This is a genomic window from Bartonella sp. DGB2 (genome assembly GCF_046843095.1).
Lineage (GTDB): Bacteria > Pseudomonadota > Alphaproteobacteria > Rhizobiales > Rhizobiaceae > Bartonella.
In genome coordinates this window covers 390,613-414,504 of the sequence record NZ_CP177329.1, presented here as the reverse complement: position 1 = coordinate 414,504, position 23,892 = coordinate 390,613, and the positions used below count along the sequence as shown (strand labels likewise).

The following is a 23,892-nucleotide window of genomic DNA, read 5'->3' as shown; positions in this document are numbered from 1 at the left end:
TCAAAGAGGCTAAAATTCCCGAACTTTGCTATAACCTATTGATTTTATTAATATATGGTGGGCCCGGAGGGACTCGAACCCCCAACCAAGCGGTTATGAGCCGCTGGCTCTAACCAATTGAGCTACAGGCCCCACGAAGGGTTATTCAGTAACCCAAAATCTTGCAATACACAAGCACTGAATAGAATTTATCAGAATTTTTATAATTTTATTCGTGTTTTCAAAATTGCGCCCTATTTTCTGATATTATCGCTAAAATTGGCAGAAATGGAAACGTTATGAAAAATATTTTAAAAAAAGAACGCCACGGCTACGCGATAGCCCTTACCCTTCTAAGCAGTCTTGCTCTTTTAGCCGCCCCCGCTGTGGCAAGCGCTGACGGACAGCGAAGCATCGTTGTAACAGCAAGTGGGGAAGTCTCGTCATCCCCTGATATGGCAGTTTTACGCCTCGGGGCGATTAATCACTCTGACAGCGTTCAGAAAGCATTAAACGAAAATAATAAAACCATTAATGAAGTGGTAGATGCCTTTAAAAAAAATGGCATCGCTGGCAAAGATATTCAAACATCCGGCCTTTCCGTCTACCCTATCCATCAGGATGAGCAAGAGAAACAGACCTCAGACAAACTCTATCAAGTATCAAATACCCTTACCATACGCATCCATGACCTAGGCAAAGCCGGCCAATTTTTTGATCAAGCGGTAAAATTAGGGATAAATTCTGTTGATAATATCAGCTTCACCAATGCCGATCAAAAGCCCATTTATCAAAAAGCCCGCAAACAAGCCGTCATAGAAGCCATTGATAAAGCAGCTACCCTAGCCGAGGCAGCCCATCTAAAACTCGGACCTATCCTTGAAATCCGAGAAGAGAGCAATAATGGCGGATTTCGTTCAACGCCTGTATTGTTAAGTACGCGCGCTTCTAACAATAACCCCAGCAATTTTGAAAGTGGTGAACTTTCTTACCGCGTCCATGTGTCAGTTACCTTTGCAATTGAACAATAATCTTCAAAAACTACGCCATGAGCGGTGGTGATTACCTGTAATCACCATCATCCTCTCTCGTCCATTTAAATATACATCTTAAAACATAATGGTCATTAGCGAGAAAATCCCTCCATCATGGGGCAAGATCAGTGATATAATTCAGGTAATCATCTTCGTTTTTAAGCGTATCCTCATAAACGCGCACCTTACCGCGCACAGAAATCCCTGCCTCATGCACAGTTTCCGTCCGACCTGAGATTAGATGGTGCCATTCTTGAAGGTTTTTTCCCTCATAAATCAAGCGATAAGCGCAGCTTGCAGGCAACCAGCGAAACTTGCCAATATTGTGAGGGGTGAGGCGAATACAATCGGGCACAAGCTTTTGCCGATTCTGATAATTGTGGCATCCACAGCTTACCTTATCCAGAAGCCGGCAAGCAACACTCGTAAAATAAATATCACCGGTATCATCATCTTCCAACTTATGCATGCAACATTGCCCGCAGCCATCACACAAGCTTTCCCACTCGTTGGTGTCCATCTCTTCAAGACGCTTATACTCCCAAAAGCGTAGCCCTTTCTTCATAGCACCACCATCCCCAAAAACACTAAGAAAATCTTAAGAGCTAAATAGCTTTTCATAAAAAAATCCAATTCGTCGAAGAACAGCGGCACTTACATGATTATGCCCCTTACTTTTATTAATAAGGCCTATAAAAAGCAAAAGGATACGCATAGCCTGCTGAATTACTAGCAGTGATAGAAAGATTCGCTATTTTTAGGCTTTATCAAAATGTTCTCGCCCTATTCATCAATAATCTATACTTTTTACGTATAATCAACCTGAGATCATCTTTGAGACTACTAAAATAATCAGCCCGAATAAAATGAGATTCATAGCTTCTGCCAACAAGCCATTTGCTAATCACGCTACAACCTTAAAAACGCCCAGCGTTTTTATGTTTTATAAGGCGTAAAGGTAATTGTAAATCCATCATAAAAAATGCTTTTACACCCAATTGGCGTTTGCGCATCTTTCTGGTGCATTACTGCACAAGAACTTAAAAGCCTTTTCCACTAAGCCATTAATAATCACCCTACTGGCGTCAACCTTGATAAATATGAAAACCGCACTCCACTCCAAAACTGTTAAGAATCTAAGAAACTGCGTAATTTGCGGGAACGACTTGGATGTTTAAGCTTGCGCAGAGCCTTGGCTTCAATTTGCCGAATTCGCTCGCGAGTAACGGAAAATTGTTGCCCTACCTCTTCCAATGTGTGGTCAGTATTCATGCCAATTCCAAAGCGCATCCGCAAAACCCGCTCTTCACGCGGGGTGAGAGACGCCAAAACTCGTGTAGTGGTATCGCGCAAATTAGCTTGAATTGCCGCCTCAATAGGTAAAAGAGCGTTTTTATCTTCAATAAAATCACCTAAATGAGAATCATCTTCATCTCCCACAGGAGTCTCAAGAGAAATAGGCTCTTTAGCAATTTTTAGTACTTTACGCACCTTTTCCAAGGGCATAACCAACTTTTCTGATAATTCTTCTGGCGTGGGCTCACGGCCAATTTCATGTAGCATCTGACGCGAGGTGCGGACAATCTTATTGATTGTCTCAATCATATGAACAGGGATACGAATCGTGCGCGCCTGATCAGCAATAGAGCGGGTGATCGCCTGCCGAATCCACCAAGTAGCATACGTAGAAAATTTATAACCGCGGCGATATTCAAACTTATCTACCGCTTTCATCAAGCCAATATTACCTTCTTGAATCAAGTCCAAAAACTGCAAACCACGATTGGTATATTTTTTAGCGATAGAGATAACTAAACGCAAATTGGCTTCTACCATTTCCTTTTTAGCAATGGTAGCCTCACGTTCACCTTTTTGCACCTGATTTACAATACGCCGAAACTCACTAATAGAGATTGCCGTTTCTTGCGCTAACATTTGAATCTCGCCACGCAATCTCTGAATCGCCGCCTCTTCACGCGTAGCAAAATCTTTCCAGCCTCTAGATGGCAAGGTTGCAATATAAGCTACCCAATCATTATGAAGTTCGCGCCCCTGGTACTCTCTCAAAAAGTCTTCATGGCCCACCCCATAAGAATCAGCTAAACGTTTCAAGCGCCCTTCATTTTGCACAAGTCGTTTATTAATACTATAAAGCTGCTCTACTAAAGCTTCGATCCGATTTTGGTTGAGAGAAAGTGATTTAACTGACTTGATCAGCTCTTCTTGTAATTGCCGATATTTTTTGCGCTGTGGCGCCGAAAGACGATTCTTATCATTATCAGCCAAACGGCTTTCAACTTGTTGATCCTGCAATTTGCGCAATTTGAAATAGGTCTCGGCGATGAAATCCAAAGTATCCATCACTTGAGGGCGTAATTCGTTTTCCATCGCCGCCAAAGACAAGTTAGCTTCGTCGTCATCTTCATCTTCATCGCTAGGCAAATCAACGCCCACATTATTAATGTCGCTCTCATCGTCGTCTTCCGGCGTAGGACGCTTAAGAGTTTCATTTAATGATTTTGCCACTTCATTAAGTTTAATAACAGGCACTTGCCGCGCTTCTGGGCCAGCATAAGTAGTCTCTAAATCAATAATCTCGCGTAACAAAATACGTTGATCATTCAACTCTTCGCGCCAAATAATCAATGCTTGGAAAGTAAGCGGGCTTTCACAAAGTCCGGCAATCATCGTCTCACGCCCAGCTTCGATCCGCTTGGCAATAGCAATCTCACCCTCACGCGATAAAAGCTCCACGGCGCCCATCTCACGCAAATACATCCGCACTGGATCATCAGTACGATCAGTAGCTTCACGCTTATTACCTGTAGCTGCTAAAGCTCGCCCGCCTATCTCTACAAGGTCGCCACCCTCAACGCTTACGCTTTCTTCCGAATCGCCTTCTTCTTCATCTTCCACCACATTAATACCCATGTCCGAAAGCATGGCCATCGTGTCTTCGATTTGCTCTGAAGTAACCTCTTCTGAAGGCAAAACCGCATTCAATTCATCCATCGTGACATAGCCACGCTTTTTTGCAAGTTTCACCATTTTTTTAACGGCGCTATCAGAAAGGTCAAGAAGTGGACCATCTATATTGGCCTGACGATCCACCGCTACGTCTTCTTTCTGCTTCACTGTCGTTGCCATACTATTTACTCCGTCAAGCTATAGATTGCTCCATAGTCGATCATTTCATTACCCAAAGCGGCTTGGCCGCATCTTATATTCGATCTCTTGAAAAAAGAAATATTAATCATTTCTGCCCTACAACCTTACCAAAGCTTTTCGCGTTCCTATATGCTTTTGATAAATTGCAATAAACTCATTCCATTTTTCAAACGCCTATCTTATTTTGTTGATGGCTCATTTACCACAAAAAAGCGAATCATTTCAGCGCCTATTTTACTCAAATTTCTATTTATCGGCTCGCCAGCAACCGAACCCTTCAATCAACGCTTCAGTTGCGTCAGTTTGTTGTAACTCTTTTTTTACTTCGCGCAACAAGGAAAACACTTCACCATCGGGATTTTCTATCAATTGGCGTTCAATGTCTTGCAAACGGTTATGTAGGTGATGCGCGCGCAGATGCAAGTGCACTGCCTGTTTTAATGCTTCACGCGCGTCCTCAATAGGGGCTACAGCAAAGACGCTACGTAAACCTAATTTATGCACTAAATCATCAATTTTCTTGATAAGCGTTGCCCCCCCCTTCTTTTCTAGCAAGGCACGCATAGCTTCCCCATCATTAGGTTGCCATTGTCCTAAAACTTCAACCATCAATCGATGCAGATGAGCCAATTGGCTATTTTTTATCTCAAGCCGTTCAAGAGTTTCAAAATCCTCATACCATAAAGAAGGGTGGTTAATAAGCGCTAGAATAATAGCCGCTTCTCGCGGCGGCAAGCCGCCTCCCGCACGTAATAAGTTAGAGTTAATCAAGTTCGTCGCGCCGCCGCCCGTCGTCTGTGCGCTTCTATATGCTTGACCGCGACCGTTTTGCGGCTCTTTAAAGCTATAAGCAGGGCGAAAAAGGTTACGTAAACGCTCGCGCATATCCTGCAAATAATAATGGCGCAAACTTTCGTCTTGGATGGTAAAAATAGAACGCTTTAAATCCTGCTCAAGCCGTGCCCGCTCTTCTGGCGTCCGAAAATTTTTGCCTTGCGTTGCCCGACGCCATAAAAGCTCTGCCAATGAAATAGCCTGCTGTAAATATCCGCCAAAAGCACGCTCTCCCTCATGACGAATAATATCGTCAGGATCCTGCCCGCTAGGTAACAGTACAAAACGCAAAGAAACGCCAGGTTTTAATAAAGGCAAGGCTCTCTCAGCCGCACGAAAAGCCGCCTGCAATCCAGCTTTATCGCCATCAAAACACAAAAATGGATCGCTTTGCAGACGCCATAAAAGCGTCAATTGCTCTTCAGTTAAAGCCGTTCCTAAAGGAGCTACCCCACCATGAAAGCCCGCTTTATCTAAAGCAATAACATCCATATAGCCCTCAACCACCACAATAGGTACCCCCTCCTTTCCTTGCTTGGTTGTAGATGCCGCGCGCGCGCGCGCCGCATTATAAAGCATCTTGCCCTTTTCAAATAAAACCGTCTCGGGGCTATTCAAATATTTCGCACGCGCCTCTTTATCCATGGCTCTCCCGCCAAAAGCCACCACGCGACCGCGCAAATCATGAATCGGAAACATAATACGATCATGAAAACGTTCATAAAGTAGACGATCATCCTCCCCCATAGCGATAAGACCGCAATCAATTAATTGCTCAAGACCAATCCCACGGGCCAAAAAAGCGTCTTTAAAAAGCATACGTTGAGCAGGCGCATAGCCCAAATCAAAACGTGTAATTATATCTTGCGATAGATCACGCCCAGCTAAATAAGAACGAGCAAGCGCACCCGCACTTTTATGCAATTGTTGATGAAAAAAACGCGAGGCCATCTCCATGACTTCATAAAGATTAGCCTTAGCCTTTTCACGCTTATCCTGTTCAGGATCCATAATAGGCATCGGCAAACCAGCTTGTCCCGCCAAGCGTTCCACCGCTTCCACAAAACTAATGCCATCTAAATCGCATAAGAAACGAAAAATATCGCCATTGGCGCCGCAACCAAAACAATAATAACGACCTTTACGATCTTCACAATGAAAACTTGGGGTCTTTTCGCCATGGAATGGGCAACATGCCCAGAAATCACCACGAGCAGCTTTTGATTTCTTAGAATCAAACTGTGCCCGTTGACCAATAACACTAGAAATAGGCAAACGTGCTCGGATCTCATCCAAAAAATCAGCAGGAAAACGCATCAGATCTCATATATATTAGGTGTCCACAGACCCATAGTAAAGACTCTTCCCGCCTGAAGCAAGCAAATCAAAATATGAAATACAAGCCTACGCTTTATACAAAGGTAAAAATCACTATAAAAATAGAGGCATGTATAATACTATTCACTGCCCCCCCGATAGCAGTCATAGCAGTTTGAAAAAATATATGCCGCCCCCCCCCGCGCCGTTATTCCTCAGGTAATTCTAGCGTACCTTGCGAGTTTTATTACGCTTACGGCCAAGACCCATTTCTTTTGCCAAAGCAGAGCGGGCTTGGGCGTAGTTAGGAGCAACCATAGGATAAGAACTATCTAATTCCCATTTTTCACGGTATTGTTCAGGTGTCATAGCATAATGCGTCATCAAATGACGCTTCAATGATTTAAACTTCTTTCCATCTTCAAGACAAATAATGTAATCTGGAAAGACTGAACGCTTAGGGTTGACAGCTGGCTTAGGCCTTTCGGCTTCCGGTTCTTGGATACTCAAGGCACCAGCCTTTAAAAAAGCAGCGTGTATATCAGAAATCAAACTAGGGACTTCAGTTGGACGGATTGAATTGTTACCTACATAGGCAGCGACAACATCTGCCACAAGTGTAATAACAAAGTTGCTTTCTGTATTCATATCTATTTCATTGCTCATCGGTACTTCCTGTTCACGATTTTTAATTTTTTTTATTAAAGAACTATATATTTCCATAATTCTTCATCTCCATATTGGGACAAAATAAAAAATGTCAATTGTTTTTATTAAAAAATTATAATATAATTTCATAAAAAAGAAATAAAACAAGCATAACTTGGTAACAAATTGTAATAATTTTTGATATTGTTTAATTTTGATACTAATATGAGATATCCTCCTTCCTTTTTTGCATTCCATGAAAAATATTTTTCAATCTATGGATAGTTATAAAACTATCATACTAATAACCATACTATATCCGCTTGACTCCGTAACCGGTGTTTTCTCTACCCTTCAACGGCATAAATGAATTGAAACAGCACTACCTATTCGCCTATAAAATTTCCTACATAAAAATTATCAATAATAAAATTAAATGCTCATACAAACAACATCCTTAAAAGTTTAAGCTTTTAGAGTAGCACCTTTTATCAAAAAGGCATGATAATTTAAAAAAGAAACGATTGTAGACTATAAATAACCATAAAATTTATATAAATTACATCGGTAAATTAGCAATTACATAATAAGGTACAATCATATGCAAAAGCGTCAAAAGCCTAAAATATATAAATCAGATGCGGAGTGGCGAGCCCTTTTAACTGAGGATCAATATAAAATCACACGTCAACATGGAACAGAACGCGCTTTTTCTTGTCCAGACTTTAACACGGAAATTGCCGGTATATTTCACTGCGTTTGTTGCGATAACCCCCTCTATAAATCAGAAGCTAAATACAATTCGGGCACTGGCTGGCCTAGTTTCTTCGAGCCTATCAATCAAGAAGCCATCCTTTCGAGGAAAGACTTATCCTATGGTATGAATCGTACAGAGGTGGTTTGTGCAATTTGCGATGCTCATCTTGGCCATGTCTTCCCCGATGGACCACAGCCAACTGGCCTACGTTATTGCATGAATGGAATTGCCTTAACCTATAAACCGAGGATAACCGAAAAACAATCATAAACTCTATTAAAGCGGCGAGCCTTACCATTTGTTGCACGCCCATGATTGATTCGAGGTTTTTCAAAACGTAGCCGGAACGCCATATAGCTTGATGATAATTTTTTAGCCAAAATAAGGTTCATCCCATATTGGTTGCGTTACAAAGCCATTATTCGTTCCTAACTGAAGACACGGGCAGCGATATAGCTTGGGATGCTCAATCGCCCGGTCTTTTTTATACAAAACGAGTAAAAAAGATCGCCCTTCTAAAGTTTATCACCATAAATCAGGCAGATGCAAAGGCGAAGATTACTTGGGCTTGTTCACCAAAGAGCAAATTTTTATATTCTTAATCGTATAAGGCACTAAAGCTTATCCAGGCTCATGGTAGCTATAAAAATCCCAGCAACTGACTTGAACAGCTGAATATTCTTACCGCATCTCCAAACCCTAGAGCGGATCAGCAGCAATATCCAAGCCATTGAGTACCTATCTTCTTAGCCTATCAAAGTTAGAGGAAATGCGATAGCAATACAACACACCTATTCCTCCACCACATACTTGGCGAAAAACTCTCTTCAAACTATACGAAGCGGCATCATTTTTACCTAGCCATACTAAATAAGAAGCACCTCGCTCACGAAATTTCAGCCCTTTTTAATATGCCATCGAATCATCCGCAAAGGAGCAGATCTTTCCATTCCTTTAGCCAAGCAGAGCGATTGCTATCTAAATGAATCTTTAACGCGCTATAATAACATAAGCAACTGCTTGTTTCGTGATACGAAAATCAACAAAATATCATATAATATATTCAGCGGCTCTATTTAAAACGCTTTCAATGTGCCTATCCACTTAGATGCCCCTACATGGAGCCGATCAATTTTAACTAAAGACGACCTGCACGACGCCTTTCTTCATAAGCCTTAACATGGGTATAGGCTAGGGCAAGCAAAGGATTCTCCAGTTGATAATCTCGTGCCTTTTGTAAAAGATCACCCAAAATATGGTCGGCCTCTGTACGGGCGCCTCTCTCCATATCACGCAACATGGAAGCGCTCGCTTTTGATTGATTATCTAAAAGAAAATTGGCAATAGCACACAACCGCGTTTCACTTAATGCATAACCCGCCGCTTGAGCGATCTTCTGGTTAGCATGCAGGAGTGTCATCGTAGCCTCACGCCCTCCGAAAGCGCTATTAATTTCACCAATATTAGCACGCATAAGACATGTGATCCCTGCTAAACTCGCAAGACGTACCCATTTATCCCACATAACTTGCATAGCATCAGACACAGCATGGATCTTCACCCCAAGCGCCCGATCAAATAAAGCAGCCCAGCGTTTCGCCGCTTGACAAGATCCCGCTTCTTGCCCGCCAAACAAACCATAAGCTTCGTCATTCAAGTGGCAAACCTCACCCTCTGATGAAAGAGTAGCTTGAATCAGAACAGACCCCGCTAAAACCCTTTTTTGACCAAACCTTTGATTTAAATACGTAAGATGGCTCAAACCATTCAAAGCAGGGACAATCACCGTCCCCTCGCCCACCGCGGGACAAATCGCCTCAACTGCAGCATCAAGATCATAAGCTTTGCAAGTTAGGAGGATAAAATCATAAGACGTATAACAATCAGCACGAACCAAGGTTTTAACCGCTAGCTTTGCATCCCCAGCTGAACTTTTAATTACTAAGCCGTGGCGGGCAATGTGCTCTGCGCGAGACGGACGTAATAAAAAGGTAACGTCCAAGCCCCTCTCCACCAAGCGGCCTCCAAAATATCCTCCAACTCCACCTGCACCCAATACCAAAATTCTTACCATCACTGCCTATCCTATCGTTTAATATAAGCAAACGCATCTAAAAAACCAAATTTCAGCTCTCATCCTAAAAAAACTCTCATTTCTTTGGTAATCCAAGTATCAATAATGATTAAAACCGCAAGCACCACGCAAGATTCAAACAGTACAGTTAGTATACCAAGCTATGTAAAACGATTTAGCTATTAGAGGAGACATAACGCAATGGGACGACCAGAAAAAGCAGCAAAAACTCCTGTTGGACAGCGCTTGCGAGCCGTTCGCGCTGCAATTGGCAACCCTCCACGTGAGATCTTAGCAAGAAAATTTTTACTTAGCAAAAACGCCGTTGCTTTTTACGAGCGCGGCGAGCGTGAACCAAACCTCGCCGTTCTTACAGCTTATCATGAACTTTATGGCGTCAATATAAATTGGGTCTTAACGGGACAAGGAGATATGTTCAGTGCCCTACCCCCCCGATCTACTTTTGACGGCCAACATGTGGTACAGGAGGCAGAAACCTTGGAACGAACCCTACGAAATCCCCTATGGGAAAAGTACTATACCACACCTGAAGTCGCGTTTGCTTACGATAAATTGCAAAATCAATTATCAGTTAATGGTCTACCGATCGGGCTTAGCCCACAAAATATTTTATCTATAGGCGAAACACGCTGCCAAATAATGAACTCCTATACATTAAATGTTTTTGCTAATCTTCTGATACGCGACCTTCAACCCACCACAGCCGTCACAAACATTGCAGCCTAATTCTTATATATATTATATACATCGTAGGGCAAAAACATAAACAGTAAAGCCAACAGAAACTCTACGCGATGCAGGTTACACCTACCTAGCGGCTTGTTCAGAGATAAACTTACTCATACCCTCATCAAGATATTTGATAGATATGCAACTTATAGAGAATTAATCGCAGCACTCAGTCCTTTGAAAGGCACCTGCAAGTCATAAGATTGATCACTCCGCAGCCAATAACGAATACGCACATCTACCTCACTTTTGATAGCTTGGCTTAGAAGAGGCCCCACAGGGGCTTGGGCCAAACAAACATTCCCCTCACATCCCTTATAAGCCAAACGCAGGGGGGCTTTTTGCCCAGGTAAATACAATTCAATTGGTCGTTTTATATCTGCGGTCGACAAAGTGCGCAATAGCACAAAAGGCCGTCCATCCTTAGAGGTTACCAATGACCAACTAAAGATCATTAGATCATGGGCATCAAAAACTACCTGGCTTACGTTACAAATACCCGTATGCTGGCGGCGATTTTCATCGCAAATTAAAGTCCAACTATCGAATTGACTAATAATGCGGCGCACTTCTCCCGCAGAACCAGAAGGCACAGAAAGAGGAGGAGGCGCCACTCGATAAGCGGCATTATCTCCTTGAGCCACGCGCCCCACAACAAAAATAAAACCGATAAAAAAGGTAAAAAATGTTTTTCTAGCAAAATTATATTTCATAAGCTAAAAATATTCCTTGTCCTTAAAAACACAAAAAAACTTTCATAATAATATAAAACGCCAATGGCTCCTTATTCATGCACTATACTTTGAAGCTTAATACAAAGTAAAATACACTATATCACCGAGCAATTTTCTTCCTCAAGCAAATAATAGCTCCATTCTATCAAAACTGCTAACTTCGCCCAACAATAAAGCCCTTTTCCAGAGAATACCACCGATATGCGTATCTCATAACAAAAAACCTAAAATAGATTGATTTTTGGCTCAGAATTTTCTCCGCCATCTTAGTCATATCTAAACACTTTCACACCAACTATTATACTAAAAAATGCCCCCCGGTAAGCTACAGGGGGGCAAAGTGATTTCACGAAATAGGGTTTAATTCATGGTAAAGCTTATACCAGCCCCCACGCCCCAAGTACCGCCAGAAGTAGTTACCGAAAGGTTAGAGCGCACTGCCCCCGTCTCAGACGTATAGCCTAAACCGAAAGCCATAGCAGTTTGACTTTGCCAATAACCACTACCAATTCCCGCACTAAATTTCCCTGGTTTGTCATTATAACGTAGGTTTGCAACAGCTAAACCAATAGCAGCTGCTTGGCGAGCTTCATCCCTTACTCCATTAATGACAGATTGCAGACCGCTAACCTTATCATCCGTATAACGATTCGCAAGCTCAACTGCCACATCACTGCCACTGGATTTGGAAAACTTTTTATCAATATACTCTTCCAAATCTTTTTTAACTTTCCATAATTGGCCACCGTTAACAGCTTGATGAGAGCCTAATTCAATCTCACCGTCTCCCACATTATCAATTACTACAGGTTGACCAGGATCTGCGTCTGTAGCACCCTTGCCATTCAAGGTAACTTTACGGGCTCCATCACCTTCTACACTATATTTAACCGCGCTCTTGTCTACCGCATCAATCTTTGTGTTAAGCGCATCTTCAATTTTAGATACTTGTCCGCCGTTAATAGCATCTTTAGAGTTAGGATCAATGTCTCCATCGTCGACATTTACTATTTTAGCATTTTTTCCATTATGGCTAGCATCATAAGCATCCTTATTCCAAGCGATACTATCATTTTCACCACCACCAGAAGGAGTTTTTCCCTCAAGGGCAGTAACACGAGTATCCATAGTATCTAATTGACCCTTCATATAGTTAAGATTATCATTCATAGCATCGAAAACACCATCAAGCTTGTTATGTTCAACGTTCTTCCGATTATTTCTAAAATCATCCGTATAATATGTTGGGCCTTTCCATATACCATTGTAAAAACTAGCGCCGCCACCAAAAAGCTCTGCCAATGCATTATTCATTGCAAAAATCTGACCACCATTAATAGCATCGTGAGAGCCCAAGCTAACCGAACCATCTGCAAGGTCAACCAGCTTGCTCATCGTTGAAAGACTTCCAACAACGTGCATGGCTGAAAAGGCCCCGCTACCCTTATCCCAATTAATAGTATCACCGGTTTTAACACCATCTTCTATTAATTGGTCAATACGTCCATCAAGACCCTTAATGTGCTTGTTGAAATCTTGGTTCAAGCCTAAGAATGCGTCCCCAACATTTGTAAAGCTTTTGGTAATTAACTCGTTTTTATCACCCAAAAATGAAAGCTTATAGTTGACCCTCAGCCCTAAACCATCATAGCTCACATCGCCCCCCAATGCCTGGGCGATTGAAGTACCCACTGCAAAAAGCTGACCACCATTAATAGCATCGTGAGAGTGCAAGCTAACCGAACCATCAGCAAGGTCAACCAGCTTGCTCATCGTTGAAAGACTTCCAACAACGTGCATGGCTGAAAAGGCCCTGCTACCCTTATCCCAATTAATAGTATCACCGGTTTTAACACCATCTTCTATTAATTGGTTAATACGTCCATCAATTACATTAATACGTCCATCAAGACCCTTAATGTGCTTGTTGAAATCTTGGTTCAAGCCTAGGAATGCGTCCCCAACATTTGTAAAGCTTTTGGTAATTAACTCGTTTTTATCACCCAAAAATGAAAGCTTATAGTTGACCCTCAGCCCTAAACCATCATAGCTCGCATCGCCCCCCAATGCCTGGGCGATTGAAGTACCCACTGCAAAAAGCTGACCACCATTAATAGCATCGTGAGAGCGCAAGCTAACCGAACCATCTGCAAGGTCAACCAGCTTGCTCATCGTTGAAAGACTTCCAACACCATGCATGGCGGAAAAGGCCCCGCTACCCTTATCCCAATTAATAGTATCACCGGTTTTAACACCATCTTCTATTAATTGGTTAATACGTCCATCAAGACCCTTAATGTGCTTGTTGAAATCTTGGTTCAAGCCTAGGAATGCGTCCCCAACATTTGTAAAGCTTTTGGTAATTAACTCGTTTTTATCACCCAAAAATGAAAGCTTATAGTTGACCCTCAGCCCTAAACCATCATAGCTCGCATCGCCCCCCAATGCCTGGGCGATTGAAGTACCCACTGCAAAAAGCTGACCACCATTAATAGCATCGTGAGAGCGCAAGCTAACCGAACCATCTGCAAGGTCAACCAGCTTGCTCATCGTTGAAAGACTTCCAACACCATGCATGGCTGAAAAGGCCCCGCTACCCTTATCCCAATTAATAGTATCACCGGTTTTAACACCATCTTCTATTAATTGGTCAATACGTCCATCAAGACCCTTAATGTGCTTGTTGAAATCTTGGTTCAAGCCTAGGAATGCGTCCCCAACATTTGTAAAGCTTTTGGTAATTAACTCGTTTTTATCACCCAAAAATGAAAGCTTATAGTTGACCCTCAGCCCTAAACCATCATAGCTCGCATCGCCCCCCAATGCCTGGGCGATTGAAGTACCCACTGCAAAAAGCTGACCACCATTAATAGCATCGTGAGAGCGCAAGCTAACCGAACCATCTGCAAGGTCAACCAGCTTGCTCATCGTTGAAAGACTTCCAACACCATGCATGGCTGAAAAGGCCCCGCTACCCTTATCCCAATTAATAGTATCACCGGTTTTAACACCATCTTCTATTAATTGGTCAATACGTCCATCAAGACCCTTAATGTGCTTGTTGAAATCTTGGTTCAAGCCTAGGAATGCGTCCCCAACATTTGTAAAGCTTTTGGTAATTAACTCGTTTTTATCACCCAAAAATGAAAGCTTATAGTTGACCCTCAGCCCTAAACCATCATAGCTCGCATCGCCCCCCAATGCCTGGGCGATTGAAGTACCCACTGCAAAAAGCTGACCACCATTAATAGCATCGTGAGAGCCCAAGCTAACCGAACCATCTGCAAGGTCAACCAGCTTGCTCATCGTTGAAAGACTTCCAACAACGTGCATAGCTGAAAAGGCCCCGCTACCCTTATCCCAATTAATAGCATCACCAGTTTTAACGCCATCTTCTATTAATTTGTCAATGCGTCCATCAATGCCGTTAAACTTATTAACGCTATAGTTACGTAATGCTTTTAATTGTGCAACATTCACAGCATCATTTTCTTCGCTTCCAGCGGCAACACCCGTAATTTGCCTAGTGCCTTCTGCACCATCACCGACCGACAACACGCCGCGTCCACTAACCCATTGGCTGCCAACCCCAACGCTTTCACCATCTAAAAAGGGATCATAACCCTTCACGCCTTTCTCCCGATTCGCTAAAGAACCATCTCCAATTGCTACGCCTCCATAAACAGTTGCTGCAGCACGTGATCCAATTGCGATACTATCGTTCTCGCTAGCAAAAGCGCTAACCCCAAAAGCAATCGACCGGTTGCCCAATGCTCTTGTTTTTTTTGTTTTATCATCTTTTAGACCTGCATCGTTGCCGCCAATCGCAATAGCCCCTTTCCCTTTTGCTAAAGAACTATGGCCAACCGCCACAGAGTTCAGGCCTAAAGCATTAGCAAGCGGCCCAAAAGCAACGGATGAGCTTCCTTCAGCATCAGAGCCAATTCCAAGAGCGAGTGATCCGATCCCAGCAGCTTTAGCAGAAACGCCAAAAGCTTAAGCCCCTGCGGCAAGAGCAACCGCTCCTGCTCCGAAAGCAACAGAATAGTTACCAGTCGCTCTAGCGCCACACCCTGTAACAAAAGAGTAAACGCCCCAAGCCTTTGGCATAAGATTTAGTTCTCCACCGCTGCCAGCATTATCAACCTGTGGCCCCATATATCCAAGGTATTTGTCCGTTGTCCGCCCCTGCGTAAACCAATCAACTTGTCTTTGAGCAGTATTATTACCATAAGGGTGATATCCATTAAAATCTTGATTCACAAGGAATCGCCTATATTGCTCTTCTGGTGTTATAGAATCAGTGAAGTCATTGCGCCCCACGACGTGATCAGAACCACAAAAATCATCATCACCCGATAGAACAACACTACCATGGCTGCCAAATATATACGCCTCATTTATACCGGGGGTAGATAGATTAAGACCCCCCGTCATAGCTGTATTAGCTGCTTGCGCAACATTAAAAGGCACAAAAAACGCTGACAATGCCACCGTTAACGCAAGGGCAGAAGGCATTAAGGCTTGCCTCTGACGGACAGTCATCCCTTCCACCGTATGCTGAGAAAAAAACTTGGAGGAAGATATCATCCCACGAGCCGATAGATCTTTACTTTTCATCATAATAATCCGTATCTAAAGGGCACTAAATAACTCGTGCCGTATCACCACATATAGCAAATAAAAACTATTTCACTAATAAATCACAATTTATGTGAATTTATCTCATAACTATACATAAAATAAATATGAATTAGCAATAAAAAAATAAATATATATAAAAATCATTATCTTATATTAAATATATACTAATTATTATAAGTAGTTAAATTTATATAAAATATATTATATTCATAATATATAAAATTTTATTAAAAATATAATTTAGAACAAATATACAAATTAATAGTGCATTAATTATAATATTTTATATAAATTACAACTTTAAATTGAATTAATAGAGTAGAATAGAATAGGTATATATCTTTAATATTGGTATTTTTTATTTAAAAAACTCTTATAATTGATTAAATCATAATATATAAATAAGAATCAATTATATATTATTAATAATTATATTATTAATTTATTTAATAATATATAAATAAGAATCAAAAAATTCTTCATTCAATCAAAAGGCATGAACTATAAATATATGTTTTTATCAATGGCCATCTATAAGCAAAAAAAATCTAGGGCTCATTTTTACAATAAGCCCTAGATTTATCTATAGTTCGACTAAAAACCCTATACGCACCTTCTGATATGCCAAATCATACTCAGCCTCAGGGCGTTTTTTAAGCAAAGATCATTAACGTGATACCAGTTAATTCAGAGTAAAGCTTATACCAGCACCCACTCCCCAGGCACCGCCAGAGGTAGTCACAGAAAGGTTGGAACGGATCTTTCCCGTCTCAGATGTATAGCCAGCACCAAAGGCCATAGCGGTTTGACTTTGCCAATAACCACTACCAACGCCTACACTAAATCTTCCTGGTGTATCATTATAGCGTAGGTTAGCAACAGCTAAGCCAATAGCAGCCGCTTGTCGAGCCTCATTTCTTACTTCATCAACCTTATAAGTCATTTCTGCAAACTTCGTATCAGTATATTCGTTAGCACGCTCTACTGCGCGATCAGAACTTCCACCTCCCATATGATCAAGCTGCTGATCAATATATTCCTTTACATGCTCATCAAAATATTTTTCAACATAGTCATATAATTGGCCGCCGTTAACTGCTTGATGAGAACCAGATTTAATTTCGCCATCGCCCACATTATCAAGCACCACTGGATCGCCGGGGTCTTTTCCAGCTAGGGTAATTTTATTCGTCTTTTCACCCTTATCATCTTTATCGTAAGTCACTGCCCCACCGTTAGCTAAACCGCCTATCTCATTCTCCAGATTGTCAACCCGTTTATTGGTATGATCAATTCGGTCATTGACTTGCTTATTGAGATCCCACACCTGGCCGCCATTCACCGCGTCATGCGAACCTTTCTCAATGCTACCATCAGCAAGGTGACTAATCTTACCATCCTCCCCGTCGTGACGAGCATCATAAGAGCCTTCCTCCTCATTCCATTTCAAAGCCCCGTTTTGTGCATTATCAATCTTACTATTGATATCGTCTACATCCTGTTTAAGTTGATCAACTCGGCTGTTAACATGGTTTATACTATCATCCATATCATTAAAGACACCTCCCACACTATGATGCTGATTATGAGTGACCTTTCCATCCTCTCCAACATAATTAACGCCATAATTAGGTGCTGACCATGTTCCATTATTAAAGGCTGCGCCGCCACCTAAGAATTGCGCCAAATATTGATTAAAATCATAAATCTGGCCGCCTGTCACAGCTTCTGTGGAAGCCTTACTAACATCGCCATCTACAAGATATTTAATCTTACCATTTTTCTTTGTTCCATCCTCGTCCGTATGCTGAGCTAGGAAAGCCTTCTCGCCCTCACTCCAAAACATCCCACTGCTATTAAGGCCATCAACCGCCTTCTGTACATAACCATGAAGATCTTTTAAACGCCCGTCAACATTCTCATTAAGGCCTTTTAGTGCATCGCCTACATTAGCATAAGAACTTTCTTTCGTATCCCACGTCCCTTCATCTAACAAAGACAAAGTATAAGAAGGACCATGCAATGCGCCATTTTCAAACTTAGCCCCCCCCCCAAGCGCTTCAGCAATAGTTTGGCCGATTTCATAAACCTGGCCGCCATTCACTGCATCAAGCGAATTCTCAGCTAAAAGGCCTTTAGCAACATTACCTAAAGATACTGGTCCTTGGGTTTTTGCCCCCCCCAAAGTAACCTTATTGTAATTGAAGTTGCCTGCTTCATCCTTATCATACAATACCGCAGCAGCATGGGTTTTACTAATATCGTCGCTGATCTCAGCAAGACGACCATCCAATTGACCTAGGTTCACAGCCTCATCAGCACGGATTGCAGCCTTAACACCCGATATAACTCTACCCTCTCCCGCATTATTTGCTACACTCACTTCTTCGCCGCCCAGCCCAGCTCCAATCGTTATCACTTTGCTGGCAGGGTTCTGCTGAACAATGGCATCATTCGTTAAACGATCTACATCCGCGACAATCAGATCAACCTTTTTATGAAAGTCATTAAATATATCGTCAATAGCATTAAATGTAGCGCTGACTGTTTCATACATTTCCCCTTGTATTTGGAAGTCGGGCTCAAGGTCATTAATAAGATCAGCACCGCCCCCAAGGATCTCAGAAAGTCGTTCAGTTAGTTTATAAAGCTGACTACCTGTCACAGCATCGCTCGAATCCTCGGCAATGTCGCCATCAGCCAAATATTTTATCTTACTATTTACACGCTGATCCCCAGTCCCATGACGAGCATCATAAACATTCTCTCCATCATTCCAAACAAGACTCCCTTGGGATAGCTGATCACGAACCGCATTAATCTTAGCATCAAATTGATTGCTCACATTCACAACCGTATCACCAAGCCCACTCAAAGCCTTACTAATATCGCTATACGTAGTCTGTGTTGTTGTGCCATCACTACCAATCAAAGAAACTGTATAGGTAGGACCTTTAAACACGCCGTTTTCAAAACTAGCGCCGCCTCCTAAAGCACCCGCCAAAGCACTACCCAAATCAAAAATTTGCCCGCCATTCACTGCATCGCTCGAATCCTCGGCAATAACACCATCAGCCAAATATTTTATCTTACTATTTACACGCTGATCCCCAGTCCCATGACGAGCATCATAAACATTCTCTCCATCATTCCAAACAAGACTCCCTTGGGATAGCTGATCACGAACCGCATTAATCTTAGCATCAAATTGATTGCTCACATTCACAACCGTATCACCAAGCCCACTCAAAGCCTTACTAATATCGCTATACGTAGTCTGTGTTGTTGTGCCATCACTACCAATCAAAGAAACTGTATAGGTAGGACCTTTAAACACGCCGTTTTCAAAACTAGCGCCGCCTCCTAAAGCACCCGCCAAAGCACTACCCAAATCAAAAATTTGCCCGCCATTCACTGCATCACTTGAACCAGCAGCAATAACACCATCAGCCAAATATTTTATCTTACTATTTACACGCTGATCCCCAGTCCCATGACGAGCATCATAAACATTCTCTCCATCATTCCAAACAAGACTCCCTTGGGATAGCTGATCACGAACCGCATTAATCTTAGCATCAAATTGATTGCTCACATTCACAACCGTATCACCAAGCCCACTCAAAGCCTTACTAATATCGCTATACGTAGTCTGTGTTGTTGTGCCATCACTACCAATCAAAGAAACTGTATAGGTAGGACCTTTAAACACGCCGTTTTCAAAACTAGCGCCGCCTCCTAAAGCACCCGCCAAAGCACTACCCAAATCAAAAATTTGCCCGCCATTCACTGCATCACTTGAACCAGCAGCAATAACGCCTGCAAGCACATCAATAACCTTTTTATTACCAGCATCAATACCAGTCAATAAGATCCGCGGACCGCCTGCAAGGGTTAGACCGTCATTATTTAATGTCGCTGCACCGGTTTTTACACTAATAACCACCAAATCTTGTGCAAGATCAAAACTTATATCGTTACTACCTACCGCTTTCCTCACCAAAAGATTAGAGCTTCCTGCCTTGAAATCTAGCGTATTACCCACCCCTACCTTACTTTGGTTTTCACCATTTACTGTTACAGTCCAACCTTGATCCACAAACCGACGTAATGCTTTTAATTGCGCCACATTTACCGCATCACCATCTTCACTACCGGCAGCAACGCCCGTAATCTGCCGACTTATATTTTTTCCATCACCCACACTAAGGGCGCCGCGACTTCCACGCCAAACAGAGTCGCCCTCGGTCGAAACTCCACCTGTGAAAGAATCATAGCCTGATGCCCCCGCAGAACGATTAGATACAGAATTTGCCCCAAGAGCGATACCACCAACGACCGAAGCAACAGATTGAGCTCCCAAAGCTAGAGTTTCTTCAGCCGTAGCTGAGGCATGTGCCCCGACCGCCGTTGACGCTTGCCCTGTAGCTTCAGATAGCAAACCCAATGCAGTACTCACTTTACCACCAGCGAGCGCTCCGTGCCCCAAAGCAACCGCACCGCCCTCTTTCGCGGTTGCATCAGAACCAAAAGCAATAGAGTTATTACCAGCGGCATAGGCGCCGCATCCGAAAGCAAAAGAAAATGTGCCCGTAGCACGTGGTTGAGCGTTATCAAATCCTCCTGTAAGCTGTCCTTGGTGGCCAACTTGATTTGTAGTTTCGCCGTGGGTTTTTTCTCCTGCCTTAGTCGTTTCCTTCGCAATGCCGTCCACTTGAGAGTCTGAGCTACCGTAAGGGTGAAAGCCCTTAATATCCGGGTTATTTAAAAATCTTTCATATTCGTCTTCAGCACTTATTTGCTGATTTTTGAATCGCGGATCATTCCCATAAAAACCCCGTCCTTCAACGTTATCAACGCCACAATTAACTGCGTCACCAGAAATGCTAACACCACCAAAACTTGCATTACTATCTGCACCACTCTTCATACCATCTGCTGATCTATTTTGCCCCCCAGCCCAAGAAAAATTGCCTGCCGACACAAAAGCGGTGCTACTCAATAAAAAAGCACCAATAGAAACAAGCGACACCGCGCACGAAAAGAAACGTCGCCCAGTCGATGGAGACTTAGCATAATTAACTTTAAAAGGCATGAACTGTGGATCTAAATTTTTCATAAGATACAACCTCTGCTAAGAGCCAACCCCCCCGGCCCCTAGTCATAAGGCTCGGGTCAATTCCTACACGGCAACCCTCTCCGCATAGCATTCAATAAAGATACAAAACCTATATTCTGCCTTTATTATTTTAATATATCGCAAGAACCAATATATATTGCGTATATACTATAAAATATAACATTCATATTTCAAATGATGCCGATGCAGAAGCAGACTATAGTCTTTATCCATTCATAAAATGAAATAGAGCGCATCCTAAAAAGGACAACCATGCTTGAAAATTTTATGCATTATTTTTTATTATATGTTTCTGCGCTTTTTGCTGTTATGCTATAGTGCTGTTTTGCTAAAAGCTTTACCTTTACGATATTGATCTACCACAAAAAATTTCCCTTGCACTCGCTTGATTTCTCGCTATATTGCAATCTTGTTGGAGAGGTGGCCGAGTGGTTGAAGGCGCACGCCTGGAACGCGTGTATGCGGGAAACCGTATCGAGGGTTCGAATCCCTCTCTCTCCGCCATTTTCTAATAAAATAAAAGACTTAATACAAGGTGCAGGATTTTTTTCCTTATTGATTTTATTTATCTTTTTCAGCACTATCCCGTACCTTTCTGAAACTTTTTAATGACCTCTAGAGCGAGTCGCTTTCTATCCGCTGTCTTTGTATAGAGAGATGCCATTTTATCCTCCTTCCATCCAAAAAGTGCTTTCAATGCTAAAAGCTCTGGCAAGATAGGAAAAAATACATCCGTTTAAAATTGGCTCTTTTCTGTCTTTAAGTGGATAACATCATCTTCGATATCTTTCCAACCAATCCGTACCGCGTCACCGCGTCGAAGACCAGTGTATAGCAATACATCAATCCACACGCGCTCGCGGGTACCTAGTGGCCACCGCTGGTAATATTTGTCGATATCATCTTCTTGCCACGGGCTAAAACCTGCTGAATTAAGTGCTTTGGGCGCCTTAATAATTGAGTGGCTTGAAGACGATTTTTCTGCCAGAAAATCCCGACTTTGGCGGCGTCACTTTATTGGGGCTAAAAATACGTATGGGCGATAATTGCTTAAGCCGTTCTTCACGACTTTTCAATTGCATTGTAACCCGTAAATTATCTCTTCTCGCAGAAGAAACCTAGTCCATGCGCCAGCCCAACCCCTCTATAGCTTGGCTTTCGCCGATATCGCGCGTAGTGCCTATAGCGGAAGCCTAGAGAACACGCGGTTTTATTTAACGCAATTGACGGCATTAGACGCGGCTTGCGTCGAGCTCGGCGATTATTTTGAGGCCGTGTTTAACTAGACCCTAGCGGTGTGAGCAGCTTTAAGCTGCACAGCGCACTGTGGACGGGACGTATGCTTTATACAAAGCAGCGTGATCCGCTTTGTGTGCCATGCGCCATTGAATATCCCAACCGTTCTGTTTTGCCCGGGGCAATATTGTCAAAAATAGCCTCAAAATTCAATATCTATATGAAAGGTGGCGGGGAGACTGTAGGCTTGCTGGACAGCGCAAATGCAAGCGACGTACATGGGAGAACAGAAACAGGCGGACACCAAGGGAGCCCAGAGGAAGTAGGGGAAGCAAAGAATGCTACCCCTGATGGTCGAGGATCAAAATAACCCGCCGCGCGGGTCCGTTTGTTTGGTTGCACGTAAAAGACCCAAGCCCAGCGTAAAGCCTACTATATAGCGGAAACTAATCGCTATCACCGGTGATTAATAAGCTTTGAGACCGAGCTTGAGGAGCTATTCCTACTATTGACGCTTTCGGAGCCGCTTGCCTGGGAAGAAAAACAGGGGGGCATTTATGGACACCGATCCTACAAAGTGATTCTTTATCTAACCTATTTCATGCACAAGCGAGCGTCTCAGTAAATACGCTTGAAGATGCAATAAAGCGCATCAATGTCTCAGCCTCCGCACCCGACCTTATGACGGTTGCCTATTTGAAGAAGGCCTACCCAGAACGCACCCCCGACATGCGTTGGAGCGAGCGCGAGCTTTGGGCAAAAGTTGGCAAAAGTCAATTAATCGACAGACTTATTCACCACCTACAAAAGGACCCTTCTATACAAAAAGGAAATTAAGATGTGTTTTTTTGGTAAATCAGCCGAGGGTAGCCAAGATGGTTCCCAAACTTTTACAACGCCCGAACAATCGGTAGAAGCGCACGGTGTGAATAATATTGCCACTAAGTTTCTCATGGCGTTATTTCCTCCTTCGGCGCCTCCAAGCCATGAACATCATCATAAATAGAAGTTCGAATACAAGCCGATGAAATGACGTTTGGGAGAATGCTGAAATCTCCATATTTTCTAGCGGTTATTTTTGATAGCAATAAAATAGCAGATTTTGAGGCGCTGTAGTCTTTAAATATATATTTGGAATGAGGCCTTCTTCCAATCCAGCATGGATAATACTAACAATACTTCTAAAAACCATGTATATCATAAAAGAATAATACATAAAATAAATTTATTATAATAGAATTAATAAAGTTTTATATATATATTTAAAAACTTTTTTCTCATATGAAAGACAGGCAATTTATTATATAATAATATCTATCTTTCTATATTATTTTTTAACGATATAAAAAATTAATACCTAATCTTTCTTAGAAAGATCTACCTTAACGCATGTGTTCCTATATCATAGTCCTTATCCGTAGCACCGTATGATATATCCGTGCATATTAGCCCGCATCCATGCGATTTTAGTTTTAATGCAGTACTTAACCTATGCCTGACGCAGACCCAGTAACAATTGCTATTGTTCTTTATTAAATCTCCCATAACATACCTCAATAGATTTTTATTTAATAAAA

Annotated in this window: 15 protein-coding genes, 2 tRNA genes and 1 pseudogene; 7 read left to right on the top strand and 11 right to left on the bottom strand. The window is 42.3% G+C overall.

Annotated elements, in window-relative coordinates:
* Positions 1-55 precede the first annotated feature (55 nt).
* A tRNA-Ile gene (locus ACK28X_RS11235) sits at positions 56-132 on the bottom strand.
* A 146-nt stretch (positions 133-278) separates the two neighbouring features.
* On the opposite strand from ACK28X_RS11235, the gene ACK28X_RS11230 reads away from it, so the two are divergent.
* On the top strand, positions 279-1,010 hold the full coding sequence (locus ACK28X_RS11230) for an SIMPL domain-containing protein (protein WP_412059032.1): 732 nt from the start codon (positions 279-281) through the stop codon (positions 1,008-1,010).
* 115 nt (positions 1,011-1,125) lie between these two features.
* Here ACK28X_RS11230 and ACK28X_RS11225 read toward each other — a convergent pair whose 3' ends face one another.
* The 4 genes from ACK28X_RS11225 to ACK28X_RS11210 form a co-directional block, all read right to left on the bottom strand.
* A complete protein-coding gene (locus ACK28X_RS11225) occupies positions 1,126-1,578 on the bottom strand; it encodes a YcgN family cysteine cluster protein (RefSeq protein ID WP_412059031.1) in 453 nt (150 codons plus the stop codon).
* Positions 1,579-2,141: 563 nt separating this feature from the next.
* Positions 2,142-4,160, bottom strand: coding sequence for an RNA polymerase sigma factor RpoD (gene rpoD / locus ACK28X_RS11220; RefSeq protein ID WP_412059030.1), 2,019 nt, complete (start codon positions 4,158-4,160; stop codon positions 2,142-2,144).
* 267 nt (positions 4,161-4,427) lie between these two features.
* The gene (dnaG, locus tag ACK28X_RS11215; RefSeq protein ID WP_412059029.1) at positions 4,428-6,332 is read right to left on the bottom strand and encodes a DNA primase; all 1,905 of its coding nucleotides are present in this window, start codon (positions 6,330-6,332) and stop codon (positions 4,428-4,430) included.
* Between the two features lie 225 nt (positions 6,333-6,557).
* Entirely contained in the window at positions 6,558-6,998 is a 441-nt protein-coding gene (locus tag ACK28X_RS11210; protein ID WP_412059136.1) for a MucR family transcriptional regulator, read from the bottom strand.
* 583 nt (positions 6,999-7,581) lie between these two features.
* Here ACK28X_RS11210 and msrB point away from each other — a divergent pair.
* Positions 7,582-8,007, top strand: coding sequence for a peptide-methionine (R)-S-oxide reductase MsrB (gene msrB / locus ACK28X_RS11205; protein WP_412059028.1), 426 nt, complete (start codon positions 7,582-7,584; stop codon positions 8,005-8,007).
* A gap of 868 nt (positions 8,008-8,875) precedes the next feature.
* On the opposite strand, the gene ACK28X_RS11200 is transcribed toward msrB, so the two are convergent.
* On the bottom strand, positions 8,876-9,811 hold the full coding sequence (locus tag ACK28X_RS11200) for a 2-dehydropantoate 2-reductase (RefSeq protein WP_412059135.1): 936 nt from the start codon (positions 9,809-9,811) through the stop codon (positions 8,876-8,878).
* Positions 9,812-10,012: 201 nt separating this feature from the next.
* Here ACK28X_RS11200 and ACK28X_RS11195 point away from each other — a divergent pair, with 201 nt between their 5' ends.
* Positions 10,013-10,558 carry a helix-turn-helix domain-containing protein gene (locus tag ACK28X_RS11195; protein WP_412059027.1) on the top strand — a complete coding sequence of 182 codons (546 nt, stop codon included), beginning with the start codon at positions 10,013-10,015 and terminating at the stop codon, positions 10,556-10,558.
* Between the two features lie 149 nt (positions 10,559-10,707).
* Here ACK28X_RS11195 and ACK28X_RS11190 read toward each other — a convergent pair whose 3' ends face one another.
* The 4 genes from ACK28X_RS11190 to ACK28X_RS11175 all read right to left on the bottom strand — a co-directional run bounded on the left by ACK28X_RS11190 (position 10,708) and on the right by ACK28X_RS11175 (position 21,058).
* Positions 10,708-11,274 carry an invasion associated locus B family protein gene (locus ACK28X_RS11190; RefSeq protein ID WP_412059026.1) on the bottom strand — a complete coding sequence of 189 codons (567 nt, stop codon included), beginning with the start codon at positions 11,272-11,274 and terminating at the stop codon, positions 10,708-10,710.
* Positions 11,275-11,655: 381 nt separating this feature from the next.
* Positions 11,656-15,261: a YadA-like family protein gene (locus tag ACK28X_RS11185; RefSeq protein WP_412059134.1), complete on the bottom strand. Its 3,606-nt coding sequence runs from the start codon at positions 15,259-15,261 to the stop codon at positions 11,656-11,658.
* A gap of 30 nt (positions 15,262-15,291) precedes the next feature.
* Positions 15,292-15,918 (bottom strand): hypothetical protein, encoded by a 627-nt coding sequence (locus tag ACK28X_RS11180; protein WP_412059025.1) that lies wholly within the window; start codon positions 15,916-15,918, stop codon positions 15,292-15,294.
* A gap of 703 nt (positions 15,919-16,621) precedes the next feature.
* A complete protein-coding gene (locus ACK28X_RS11175) occupies positions 16,622-21,058 on the bottom strand; it encodes a YadA-like family protein (protein ID WP_412059024.1) in 4,437 nt (1,478 codons plus the stop codon).
* Between the two features lie 435 nt (positions 21,059-21,493).
* Here ACK28X_RS11175 and ACK28X_RS11170 point away from each other — a divergent pair.
* A tRNA-Ser gene (locus ACK28X_RS11170) sits at positions 21,494-21,583 on the top strand.
* 76 nt (positions 21,584-21,659) lie between these two features.
* Here ACK28X_RS11170 and ACK28X_RS11165 read toward each other — a convergent pair.
* A pseudogene (locus ACK28X_RS11165) lies at positions 21,660-22,034 on the bottom strand (hypothetical protein); the annotation flags it as partial.
* Between the two features lie 2 nt (positions 22,035-22,036).
* Between ACK28X_RS11165 and ACK28X_RS11160 the strand changes: the two are divergent.
* The 3 genes from ACK28X_RS11160 (at position 22,037) to ACK28X_RS11150 (ending at position 23,321) form a co-directional block, all read left to right on the top strand.
* Complete coding sequence (locus ACK28X_RS11160) at positions 22,037-22,201, top strand: hypothetical protein (protein WP_412059023.1); 165 nt, start codon at positions 22,037-22,039, stop codon at positions 22,199-22,201.
* Between the two features lie 175 nt (positions 22,202-22,376).
* On the top strand, positions 22,377-22,685 hold the full coding sequence (locus tag ACK28X_RS11155) for a hypothetical protein (RefSeq protein ID WP_412059022.1): 309 nt from the start codon (positions 22,377-22,379) through the stop codon (positions 22,683-22,685).
* A gap of 468 nt (positions 22,686-23,153) precedes the next feature.
* Positions 23,154-23,321, top strand: coding sequence for a hypothetical protein (locus tag ACK28X_RS11150; protein ID WP_412059021.1), 168 nt, complete (start codon positions 23,154-23,156; stop codon positions 23,319-23,321).
* Positions 23,322-23,892: the final 571 nt, after the last annotated feature.